General features: G+C 66.7%; 8 protein-coding genes. 7 read left to right on the forward strand and 1 reads right to left on the reverse strand.

Annotated features, from left to right (window positions below; all coding sequences use genetic code 11):
- On the reverse strand, positions 1 to 999 hold a 999-nt coding region (locus GF405_06290), incomplete at its 3' end, for a hypothetical protein (GenBank protein ID MBD3367766.1).
- 607 nt (positions 1,000 to 1,606) lie between these two features.
- On the opposite strand from GF405_06290, the gene GF405_06295 reads away from it, so the two are divergent.
- The 7 genes from GF405_06295 to GF405_06325 all read left to right on the forward strand — a co-directional run.
- Positions 1,607 to 2,839 carry a KamA family radical SAM protein gene (locus tag GF405_06295; protein MBD3367767.1) on the forward strand — a complete coding sequence of 411 codons (1,233 nt, stop codon included), beginning with the start codon at positions 1,607 to 1,609 and terminating at the stop codon, positions 2,837 to 2,839.
- Between the two features lie 117 nt (positions 2,840 to 2,956).
- A complete protein-coding gene (locus GF405_06300; GenBank protein MBD3367768.1) occupies positions 2,957 to 3,640 on the forward strand; it encodes a hypothetical protein in 684 nt (227 codons plus the stop codon).
- Between the two features lie 248 nt (positions 3,641 to 3,888).
- Entirely contained in the window at positions 3,889 to 6,999 is a 3,111-nt protein-coding gene (locus GF405_06305) for a T9SS type A sorting domain-containing protein (GenBank protein ID MBD3367769.1), read from the forward strand.
- 20 nt (positions 7,000 to 7,019) lie between these two features.
- Complete coding sequence (locus GF405_06310; GenBank protein MBD3367770.1) at positions 7,020 to 8,099, forward strand: T9SS type A sorting domain-containing protein; 1,080 nt, start codon at positions 7,020 to 7,022, stop codon at positions 8,097 to 8,099.
- 12 nt (positions 8,100 to 8,111) lie between these two features.
- Positions 8,112 to 9,380: a T9SS type A sorting domain-containing protein gene (locus GF405_06315; GenBank protein ID MBD3367771.1), complete on the forward strand. Its 1,269-nt coding sequence runs from the start codon at positions 8,112 to 8,114 to the stop codon at positions 9,378 to 9,380.
- 106 nt (positions 9,381 to 9,486) lie between these two features.
- Positions 9,487 to 10,092, forward strand: a complete 606-nt coding sequence (locus GF405_06320; protein MBD3367772.1) for a hypothetical protein — start codon at positions 9,487 to 9,489, stop codon at positions 10,090 to 10,092.
- 190 nt (positions 10,093 to 10,282) lie between these two features.
- The coding region (locus tag GF405_06325; protein ID MBD3367773.1) for a hypothetical protein at positions 10,283 to 10,737 on the forward strand (455 nt) is incomplete at its 3' end.

Below are 10,737 nucleotides of genomic sequence, written 5' to 3' on the forward strand. Positions count from 1 at the left end.
GATCGCGTTGCCGTAGTAGGTCGTGTTCTTCTCGATCATGTCGGCGGCGGCGTAGTCCGGCAGCTCGGGGTCGTCCATGCCGGCGCCGAAGTTGATGACCAGCGTCTCGACCGGATGGAACGCGAGCTGCGCCCACCAGCCGGACGCCTCGATCTCGGAGGCGTCGTCCTCCCGGGTCGGCTCATCGTAAGCGATCCCCTGCCCGACGCCGCCGAGGTGGACCGCCAGGTTCCTGCCCGTGAAGTACTCGCCCTTGAGCTCGGCCATCGCGCCGAGGGGAACGGTCGCATCGATCGAGACACCGGTGCGGTCGAACTCGCACCCGCCCTCGTCCTCCTCGGTCCCGTAGACGCCCGACACGCCGACGACGAGCGGCTTCTCGCCCATCATCCTCGTCGCGAACGCCATGCGGCCCTGGAACGACGGCATCCCCGTGCGTTCGCCGTTCTCGTCGTCGCCCATGTTGCGGTTGGCACTTCCCGCCAGTATGAGCTTCGCGTCGTCTCCCATCTCCATCGCTGCCGACACGCGGATCTGCGGCCGGCGGTAGCCGATGTTCCCCGATTTCCACATGACGATGTAGTTGAGCGTCGTGGGGTTGAGCGGCGAGATGACGTCCGACGTCTGCCCGGCGAGGAGCCGGACCCTGCCGAAGTCCATCTCGAGGTACGCGTGTCGGAGCATCGGGTTGGGCTTGTTCTCGCCCCCGCCGCCGTAGAAGTCGAACTCGACGCGGCCGGAGACGTCAATGTCGCTCTCGTCGTCGGCGACGAACTTCATCCCGAGACGCGTCTGCTTGGCGGTCATGTTGAAGGCGCTCTCCTCTTCACCCTCCACGTACGGGAGCACGACGTACGCGAAGTTCCCGTCGTTCGTGAGTGCCGAGTCGAGCGAGGCGTCGAGCTTGATGTAGCCGTAGATGGTCGGATGGATGGCGGATGCGGTGCCTGCGAGGATCAGCATGCCGAGGACTGCAAGCACGAGCGAGCTACTTCTCATGGGCGATCTCCGGTTCGTTGGTCCTTGCCTGACGTTGCGGCGTCCCGCGCCCCACACATCCGGAGCCCGGAACACCATGAATGCCGCGCGCACCGAGAGGCTCGTCCGCCGCGGGGCGACGGGCGTTCCTCTCATGCCGGAAGCGTCCTGCAAATCAACGCACGCAGAAGCCTCATCTTCTGCGTGCGAGCAGGGCACGTCGAGTATACAGACAAACCGACACGAGGCAAGTCGTTTTTCGCTGCGTCCCCCTCCGAAAACCCCGTTCCACCGCGTCCTCACACAGAATGAACACTCAGCCGTTCCGGGAGTTCGGCGAGAGGATTGACAGAGGGCCTCTCACGGTGCATGATGAGAGGTAGCTGCCGTGCGGACAGCGCTCCGCGGTTCCGGCAGCCCCTTCGAGGCAGCGCATTCCAGAGTGATGTGCCCCTTGAGCCGCGCCGACCTGCGGCGAGCGTCCCGATCATGCAGGATGCCCCCGGGACGTGAAGCACCTCTGTTCTGCTCATGGAACATGCCGAAGCGGCGCGGCGGGACTCGTACGAAACGGTCCTCGTGACGAGGACCGGCCCCTGGTCGTCCGGGATCACGCGGCGTCGTCGCGATGCATCCGAGGCGACCGTCATTGAGTACCACCCCACGGGAGGTGATCGCGCAGAACGTGACAAGGAGAATCCTGAGAGGAACCATCCGTGAACTGGACGAGCTCGCGGCGACAGGCCGTCTGTCGAGAACGGAGGTGGACGCGCTCCGCGCGGTGACCGAACGGCACCCGATGCGCGTGACGCCGTACTACCTCTCCCTCATCGACTGGTCCGACCCTGACGATCCCATCCGCAGGATGGCGATCCCGTCGCCGAGCGAGCGTTCGCTCCTCGGCTCGTACGACACGAGCGGGGAGCGAGAGAACACCAAGCTCACCGGGCTTCAGCACAAGTACGCGAGCACCGCGCTGGTGCTCGTCACGAACCGGTGCGCCGTCTACTGCCGGCACTGCTTCAGGAAGCGCCTGGTCGGCCTGCCGACCGAGGAGATCCTCCGCCGGTTCGACGACGCTGCCGAGTACATCGAGCAGCATCCCGAGATCACGAATGTCCTCCTGAGCGGAGGCGACCCTCTGGTGCTCTCGACCGACGCGATCGGCCGACTGCTCAACCGTCTCGACCCCATCGAGCACCTGGACTTCATCCGGATCGGCACGCGCATCCCGGTCGTCCATCCGGGGCGCATCACGGAGGATGCCGGTCTCCGTGGGCTGCTGCGGCAGTATTCAAGACCCGACCGGCGGCTCTACGCCGTCACGCAGTTCAACCACCCGCGCGAGCTCACCGATGAAGCCGCCGAAGCGGTCGACGCACTCATGCGCGCGGGCGTCGTCGTCAGCAACCAGGCCGTGCTCCTGAAGGGCGTCAACGATGACCCGGAGACGCTGGCCGAGCTCCTGAGAGGGCTCGTCCGTTTCGGCGTGGCGCCGTACTACGTCTTCCAGTGCCGACCGGTCCGCGGCGTGCAGTCCAGCTTTCAGGTCACACTGAAGCGCGGCTACCGCGTCGTCGAGGACGCGCGAGAACGGCTCGACGGCCACGCGAAGCGGTTCCGCTACGTGATGTCCCACCGCACGGGGAAGATCGAAGTCGTCGGCATCATGGGGAGCGACATCTACATGCGATACCATCAGGCGAAGAACCGGGACGACCACGGCAGGCTCTTCAAGCGGTCGCTCGTCCCGGGCGCCGGCTGGCTGGACGATCTGGAACCGAGAGACCGTCCGGAGCTCGACCGAGGTGTGCCCGTGGCGCACCGGACGATGAGCGACGATGCGCCCGGACTTGCGTAGCGTGAGGACACGGCACGTGCTATCATCCGTGGTGACGGTCTGCGACCGTCGGAGAGCGTGCGGCACTCACGAGTTGGTGACAGAGAACCCCGCGGGTTCTGACGGAAGGAGGCATGGATGACCTCGAGAACGTCATGGTCCGCCGCGCTCGTCGCTGCGGTGCTGGTGCTCGCCGTTGCCGCGGCGCCGCTCGCAGCTGTCGAGTTCACGGCCGATATGATCCTGACCGTGGACGATGAGGCGAGCGAGATGAAGGTCTACTGGGGAGGCGATCATTACCGCATCGACTCCGCCCAGGGAGGCCAGGAGAGCATTCTCATCGTCGACACCGAGGCACACGAGACAACGGCCCTGATGCCCGCGGCCAAGCTGTTCGTGACGATGGACAGCAAGGCCATGGCGAATCTCGTCAACGACCCGTTCGAGGCGTTCCGGCAGAAGAAGGCCGTCTCGTTCTACGGCCACGAACACGGGGACGGCTGCGGTCACGACCATCACGCTCATGCAGACAGCACAGAGGCCGCGATGGTCGACACGATCGAGGGCTACGAGGTCGAACGGATCGAACTCCGGAACGCGGGCGGCCTGCTCATGACCGTCTGGCTGTCGGAGGATCTGGGCGTGCCTCTTCGCTTCGTCGTACCGTATGACGAGAGGCGCGAGGTTGCGCTCAGGAACATCGAGGTCGGAGAAGTTGACGATGCGCTCTTCGTCGTCCCTGAGGACTACAAGTCGATGGGGTCGCCGGCCAAACCGTCAGAAGAGAGCGATGCGCCGGAGCAGGAGAAGCAAGAAGAGTAGCACTCGACATGTCCGGCATCGCGCCGCGGCATGACCCCGTTTGACCGCTCGTGCGTTCCACACGGCCCCCGGCTTTCGCCGGGGGCCTTGTCGTATTCGAGAGGCAGCGGGCCCTCAGGCGGATAGCAGTCTGTTGAGCTGCGCGGGACATAGTGGTAAGCTTGTGTTGTTCGCGGAATACCGTTCGCAGGAACCTCGACAGCCACCGCGTCCCCACTCACTGGAGCGAGCGTGGAAGGAGCCGCGAGATGACCGCGAGGGAGCTGTCCGTCGGCACACTCGTTCTGCTCGTCCTTCTCCTGCCGCACGGCTCGTTCGGGACCATCCCCGATGCCGCCGACGTGAGGACCGTCGCCGGCAATTGGACCCGCTCCGTAGCCCGCCGGACCGGCGGCTGGAGCGGGCGCTCGATTCCTGAAGTCCGAACACCTGGGCCGCTCGTGTCGAAGGACGGGCGGACGCTCGCGTACGCCTTCCCCGTCGACCCGGACGGCTTCGTCGTCGTCACCGCGCTACGGGAGCTCCCTCCCGTCAAGCTCTACAGCGAGACCGGCACGTTCGATGTCGAGTCCACGCGCGGTCTCGTCCAGCTGGTCCGCGAGCGGCTCGATGCGCAGTTCTCCATCTTCGTAGACCGCTACGGCCGCCTCGACGTCTCCCCTCCCGCGCGGGACGAGACGTTTCCGACCCACCATCGTGACACGTGGGACCGCCTGAGCGTCGCGCCCGCCGTCTTCGAGACCCGCATGGAGCGCGGCATGGAGCCGCCGCTCCGCGGGACGGGTCCGCTCCTCTCCACGAACTGGCATCAGCAGTACCCCTACAACGCGGACTGCCCCATGGGCGACGGCGGACGGTGCCTCGTCGGGTGCGTCGCCACCGGCACCGCGCAGGTCATGAACTACCACGCCTGGCCGCCGCACGGGTTCGGCCGGCACACCTACTGGTGGAACGGCGACGGGTCCGTTCCGGGCGACAGCCTCTCCGCCGACTTCTCGGACGCCTACGACTGGAGCGGATCGAGCACGGGTCTGGCCGAGATCTGCTACGAGGTCGGAGTCGCCTACGAGATGAACTACGGGCACGACGCCTCATACGCGAGCCTCTCGAGCGGCCCGTACGTCCTCAGGTCCTACTTCCGCTACGACGACTCGATGAGCTACGAGGACGGGGCGGACTACACCTCAAACGAGTGGTTCCAGCTCATCCAGAGCGAGATCGGAAGCGACCGCCCGATGCCGTACGGCTACCCGGGCCACGCGCTGGCGTGCGACGGGTGGCGGGTCGACGGCTCGGAGCATCAGATCCACCTGAACTACGGCTGGGGCGGCTCGATGAACGGCTGGTACGCCGTCGACGACATCTACGGCCACTCCGGCAGCCACACGAGCGAGCACCTCATCAAGAACATGGTCCCGGACCCCGCCATCATCCTGAACGCGGCCGGGACGGGGGACTACCCGACCATCCAGGCGGCCATCGATGCCGCGTCGTCGGGCGAGATCATCAAGCTCCAGGACGGCGTCTACACCGGCCAGGGGAACCGCGACGTCTCGTTCCGCGGGAAGGCGGTGACCGTCCGCTCCCAGAGCAGGGACCCCGACGTCTGCACGGTGAACGCGCAGGGGACGCCGCTCGACGAGCACCGCTGCTTCCTCTTCGTCTCGGGCGAAGGTCCGGCCTCCCGCCTCGAGGACATCCGTCTGCGCGGCGGATGGGCCTCGGACGGCGGAGCGGCCATCGCCTGCTACGGCTCGAGTCCGACCATCGAGGGCTGCCTCGTCATCGACAACACGTCGCCGTACGGTGCGGCCGTCGGCTGCTACGAGGCAAGCCCGACCATCACGAACTGCACCATCTACGGGAACCACGGCGGCGCGCTCGCGGCGGTCGCGGCCTCCCCTGACGTCCAGCAGACGATCATCACGGCGAACACCGACACGTTCGCCGTCGTGTGCCTCGAGGGCGGCCTGCCACAGTTCGCCTGCACCGACATCTGGGGAAACCCCGAGGGAGACTGGACGGAGTGCATCGAACACCAGCAGACCATGAACGGGAACCTCTCGGTCGACCCGCTCTTCTGCGCCGAATGGGACACGGTCCTCACGCTCTCGTCGCCGTCGGAGTGTCTCCCGGACAACAACGCGTGCGGCGTCCTCATGGGCGCGTACGACGAGGGGTGCAGCAACTACTTCGTCTACCCCGACGGTACCGGCTACTTCCCCACCATTCAGTCGGCGGTCGACGCGGCCGTCGACGGGGCCACCATCCGGCTGGCAGACGGCGTCTTCTCGGGACCCGGGAACCGCGACGTCAACGTCATCGGGAAGTGGGTCAACATCCGTTCTGTCTCCGAGAACCCGACGAGCTGCGTCATCGACTGCTCGGACGAGGGACGGGCCGCACACCGCGCCCTCACCTACCGGTCGAGCCGCTGGCCGGCGTGCCAGATCGTCGGCGTGACGCTGACCGGAGGCTACCAGCCGTCCGGGAACGGTGGCGCCGTCCTCGTCGGCGACTCGGGCTCGGTCTACATGAGGGACTGCGTTCTCGCGGAGAACGAGGCGGCCCGGGGCGGCGCGGCCGCGGCCGACTCGTCGTCGCAGCTCCAGTTCCACTACTGCGAGCTCTCCGGGAACTCGGCCGGCGAGGGCGGCGCGCTCTGGTCGCGCAACGCCCAGCTCGCGCTCACGGTCTGCACCGTCGCCGAGAACCAGGCGGAGGTCGGCAGCGGGATCTCGATCTCCGGCGGCTCGCTGGGCGTCATGAGCAGCATCATCGCCTTCGGCGGCCCTGGCGAGGCGGTCGCCGGGAGCGCAGTGGCGCCCGAGTTCGACTGTTCGGACGTCTTCGGAAACCAGGGCGGCGACTGGATAGGGTGCATCGCGGGACAGAACGGCGTCGACGGGAACCGCAGCAACGACCCGCTCTTCTGCAACGCGCCGGCGGGCGATTACACGATCGCCGAGGACTCGCCGTGCCTCGACCTGACCGGGTGCCTCTTCTCGGTCTCTCCGCAGATCGGCTGCTACGGTGTCGGCTGCACGCAGGCCGGCGTGCCGGACGGACCACCCGAGCCGGGAGCGGTCGAGCTTCTTCAGAACACACCGAACCCGTTCAACCCGGCGACGACCATCCGGTACACCCTGCCCGAGGACGGCCGTGTGACGCTGGCCGTCTACGACATCGTGGGGCGCCTCGTGAGCACGCTCGTCGACGGGGAGACGCCCGCCGGACGGCACAGCGTCGTGTGGAACGGAACCGATGAGTGCGGACACCGCGTCGCGTCCGGCGTGTACTTCGCCAGACTCAGGTGCGATGATGCCGTTCAGGTCAGCAAGCTCGTCATCGTCAAGTAGTCAACCGTGGAGGGAACCGGATGAACCACCGCAACGCTCCTTTGGCCATGGCTTTGCTGGTCGCCGCCCTTCTCGCGGGCGCCGCGCCGGCCCTCGCCGACGCGATCATCGCCGACCATACGATCGTGGCGGCGTTCGAGCACATCCCCGCGCCGGTCGTCGAGGACGCCAAGACGTCCTTCGAGATGTTCTACGGCCACACATCGCACGGCAGCCAGATCGTTACGGGCATGTGGATGGTCCGGGAGGAGGACCCGCTGTTCGACTACAACAACGGGGCCGGGACCTTCCAGTTCCAGGAGTACGGGGACGACCTCGGCCACAACGGCGACACGTCGTGGGTCACGCCGACCGAGAACGCGCTGGCGGCCGACCCCGGCATCAACCTCGTCATGTGGTCGTGGTGCGGCGGCTGCTCGGACAACACCGAGGCGGGCATCAACACCTACCTGGATGCGATGGACCAGCTCGAGCAGGACTACCCCGACGTGATCTTCGTCTACATGACGGGGCACCTGGACGGCACCGGCCCCTCGGGCAACCTCTACGCCAGGAATGACCAGATACGCGCCTACTGCGAGGCGAACGACAAGGTCCTCTTCGACTTCGCCGACATCGAGAGCTACGACCCGGACGGCACCTGGCACCCCGACGAGGACGACGGCTGCGCCTGGTGCTCGGCATGGTGCTCCTCGCACGACTGCCCCTCCTGCCCCTCGTGTGCTCACTCGCACTGCTTCAACTGCTACCGGAAGGGCAGGGCTTTCTGGTGGATGCTCTGCGCGCTCGCGGCCGACATGCAGGCCGGCATCGACGAACCCGCCCGGCTCGGTCTCGCGCAGAACCACCCCAATCCGTTCGGACCTGCGACGACCTTGAGCTACACGCTCGGCGAGCCGGGCCGGGTCACCCTCGCCGTTCACGACCTGAGCGGACGTCTCGTCGCGACGCTCGTCGACGAGGTCAAACCTGCCGGCACCTTCGAGACGAGGTGGAACAGAGCCGACCGGCGCGGCCGCGACGTCGCCGCCGGTGTCTACTTCGTCCGCCTGTCCTGTGAGAACAACGTCGAGGTCCGCAAGCTGGTCGTCGTCAAGTAGCCGGAGGTCACCATGCGCCACGCATCATGCGTCGTCGTTCTTCTTGCGCTCGCAACGCTCCTCATACCCGCGGCGGCGACCGCCCACGACATCGTCCAGGTCACCGACGACGCGTACCTCAACTACATGCCCTCGATGATCGAGCGCGACGACGGGACGCTCATGCTCGCCTACGAACGTCTGGGTTCCAGTTTCGCCAACGGCGACATCCTGGTGACGACGTCGGTCGATGGCGCGTCCTGGGCGATCCCGACGGTCGTCGTCGACGGGCCGGGGAACGAGCGGCACCCGGCGCTCGTCCAGCTCGACGACGGCACGTTCCAGATCTACTACCTGACCGACGAGAGCGGCGGCTACCGCATCCACATGGCCGACTCGCCCGGCGGCACGGCCTGGACGGCGCGGGGCGAGATCGACCTTGGCTGGACGACCGAGGACCTCGTGAACCCGACCGTCGTCGTCGAGGACGACGGCTCGCTGACGATGACCTACGACGTCCTCTCGGACGGCGGCTACATTGCTCATTCGGCCGACGGTGCGACCTGGGACCAGGCGAAGACGCGCGTCAGCTCCGGGTCACTGAACCGCATCATGCGGCACTCCGACGGCACGTACGTCCTCTCCTACCAGCGCAAGACGGGCATCTGGTACTACCAGATCGACGTCTTCACGAAGACCTCGACCGACCGCGTCACCTGGAGCGGTGAGAACCGCGTCACGACCAACCAGAACTCGCACGACTCGTTCCCCGTTGAGCTGGCCGACGGGCAGTACGCGCTCTACTACGCCGTCTCGAACGGCGGGAACCCCTACGAGCTCGTCTCGCGCGTCTCGCCCGACGGAGCGGGCTGGGGTTCGGAGGACGCGTGGCTCCCCTATGCCGGCTGGGACACGCAGCCGCACCCGGTCGTCCTCGCAAGCGGCGTCGTGGCACTCGCGTGGGCGCGGGGACCCGAGCAGGATGATACGGAGGTCCATTTCGCGCTCCTCGACCCGCCGACGGGCGTTGCAGGGAATGCTGCCCCGCCTCATCGGTCCCTTCGTGCCGCACCGAACCCCTTTACCGGCAGCACATCGTTCACGGTCCCGCACGGCGCAACCGCGCCGACCTCTGTGACCATTCACGACGTCGCCGGTCGCCTCGTTCGCCGTCTCACCGGACGCGACGGCCTCACGTGGGATGGTCGCGACACCTCGGGACGGCTCCTGCCGTCCGGTGTCTACTTCGCCCGCGCGACCGGCACAGCCACAGCCCGCACCAGGGTCCTCCTTCTCAGATAGCTCCGCAGGTTGAGAGATGAGGCTGGACGTGATAGCCTGCCCGGCGCCGTGCACCACAGACTCGAGTCTTCGTCATCCCGGTCGCTTTGAGTGAAGGGAAACGCTCATGAAACCGTTATCCGTGCTTTTCGCGCTGGTCATTCTCGTCGCCTTCGTCCCGACGACGTTCGCTCAGGAGGAAACGCCCGACGACTTCGACTGCGTCGACGCCGTTTTCGCCGAGCTCGACTCGCTCGGCGTCGAGCGCACGACCGAGAAAGGCACAGTGCGATTGCATGAGAAGGTCGCGCCACTTCTCGCGGCCACGTTCCCCGACTGGTCGTTCTACGAGATCAAGCGCGAGCTGGAGATCGAGGGAGGCATCTCGTACGACTACATGCAGTACGATCTCGCCGCGTGCAGGTCGGACACCGGCGGCGTGCTGATCCTGAGCGACCTCAGCATGGAGTCGACCCTCGAGAACGAGCTCTCGATCATCCACGACGCAGGACTCACCATCGCGTCGCAGGATGACATCGAGACGCTGGCCGCCGCCCTCGACGCGCTCTACTACGACGGCACCGAGGTCGAGGGCGTCGAGCGGCTCGACGAGGCGACGTGGGCCGTCTACACCGGCACCTTCTTCGGCAAGAAGAAGGGGTTCGTCCTGACGGTCGATGAGGACGGCACGATCAGCGAGCTCAAGTACAGACTGAAGATCGGCGAGGAGTAGCGGAGGATTCCGGCCTCAGCCCCCCAGCCCTGGGAGGTGCGCCCTGAACGACACGGAACGCGACAGACAGAACACCATCGCTCAGTGGGCATTCGACACCCGGCCCATCCTGGGACGCTTCCATCTCTGGCTGGAGGACGTCGAGGTCGAGTGGACGCGCGGGGCGCCCGCGGCCGAGTTCACCTGTGAGATGTCGTTCCTGAACGGGGGGATGGAGCGGCTCGTGACCATGATGGCCGCCGTCACCGCCCTCGGCACGAAGCTCTTCGGCCGGTACGGAGAGGGCGCGGACGCCCCGAAGTCGGAGCTCAACCGCATCAAGAAGGACGCGGACGCCATCTCAGCCTACGTCATGAGCGAGAGCCTCTGGTACCTGACACGTCACCTGCCCGAGAATCACGCCATCATGGTGGGCCTCGGCGAGGGCCTCATGCCCAAGGCCGGCGAGACGCCCGAGATGGGCGCGAACCCGCAGCTGGGGTTCGGGCGCGTCTACGCCCGGCCCGAGGTGGCCCTGAAGCTCGACCAGTGGGTCACGAGGCTCCTCAACGACGACGGCTACGACTGGAACGACTTCTACGACGACATCACGGAGGCGGGTATCACCGTCTGGGGCTCCGCCATCGACACCCTCGAGAACACGAC

Origin of the sequence: Candidatus Effluviviaceae Genus V sp., from assembly GCA_014728125.1 — a bacterium.
Classification (GTDB): Bacteria; Joyebacterota; Joyebacteria; order Joyebacterales; family Joyebacteraceae; genus WJMD01.

What these genes read in the sequence shown, in the direction of transcription:
- GF405_06295 (MBD3367767.1), top strand. Translation starts at nt 1,607, where the DNA reads ATGCATCCGAGGCGACCGTCATTGAGTACCACCCCACGGGAGGTGATC.
- GF405_06300 (MBD3367768.1), top strand. Translation starts at nt 2,957, where the DNA reads ATGACCTCGAGAACGTCATGGTCCGCCGCGCTCGTCGCTGCGGTGCTG.
- GF405_06305 (MBD3367769.1), top strand. Translation starts at nt 3,889, where the DNA reads ATGACCGCGAGGGAGCTGTCCGTCGGCACACTCGTTCTGCTCGTCCTT.
- GF405_06310 (MBD3367770.1), top strand. Translation starts at nt 7,020, where the DNA reads ATGAACCACCGCAACGCTCCTTTGGCCATGGCTTTGCTGGTCGCCGCC.
- GF405_06315 (MBD3367771.1), top strand. Translation starts at nt 8,112, where the DNA reads ATGCGCCACGCATCATGCGTCGTCGTTCTTCTTGCGCTCGCAACGCTC.
- GF405_06320 (MBD3367772.1), top strand. Translation starts at nt 9,487, where the DNA reads ATGAAACCGTTATCCGTGCTTTTCGCGCTGGTCATTCTCGTCGCCTTC.